An 865-nucleotide genomic window follows, 5' to 3' on the forward strand; every position below is an offset into this window, starting at 1 on the left:
CGCAAGGCCGTGGACGACGTGCAGTCGGGTGAGATCGCCAAGCCGGCGGTGGACGAGGAGTGGGTCACCGTCTCCGGCGGCCCCACCGGCAGTGTCCGGGCCCGTGTCGTCAGGCCGGCCGGCGCCGAGGGCACCCTGCCGGTGATCCTCTACATCCACGGTGCCGGCTGGGTGTTCGGCAACGCCCACACCCATGACCGCCTGGTGCGCGAACTCGCCGTCGGCGCCGGTGCCGCCGTGGTCTTCCCCGAGTACGACCTCTCGCCCGAGCACCGCTACCCGGTCGCCGTCGAGCAGAACTACACCGTCGCCCGCTGGGTCGTGCAGGAAGGCGCCGCCAAGGGCCTGGACGGCACACGGCTGGCCGTGGCCGGGGACTCCGTCGGCGGCAACATGAGCGCCGCGCTCACCCTGATGGCCAAGGAACGCGGCGACGTCCGCCTGCTCCAGCAGGTGCTGTTCTACCCGGTGACCGACGCGAACTTCGACACCCCGTCCTACCACCAGTTCGCCACCGGCTACTTCCTGCGCCGCGACGGCATGCAGTGGTTCTGGGACCAGTACACGACCGACGAGACCGAGCGCGCCCAGATCACGGCCTCCCCGCTGCGCGCCACCACCGAACAGCTCACCGGACTGCCCCCGGCCCTGGTCATCACCGGCGAGGCCGACGTGCTGCGCGACGAGGGCGAGGCCTACGCCAACAAGCTGCGCGAGGCCGGCGTCCCCGTCACCGCCGTGCGCTTCCAGGGCATCATCCACGACTTCGTGATGCTCAACGCCCTGCGCGAGACCCACGCGGCCCAGGCCGCCATCACGATGGCCGCCGGCACCCTGCGCGCCGCCCTGCACCAGGCCTGAACCC

Annotated in this window: 1 protein-coding gene; it reads left to right on the forward strand. The window is 71.9% G+C overall.

The features are described 5' to 3' along the window. Positions 1-861 (forward strand): alpha/beta hydrolase (locus tag IG64_RS37150; RefSeq protein WP_037864945.1); only part of this gene is annotated, 861 nt, incomplete at its 5' end. Between the last annotated feature and the right edge of the window lie 4 nt (positions 862-865).

It is taken from the genome of Streptomyces sp. NRRL S-340, assembly GCF_000720185.1.
In the GTDB taxonomy this organism is placed as follows: domain Bacteria; phylum Actinomycetota; class Actinomycetes; order Streptomycetales; family Streptomycetaceae; genus Streptomyces.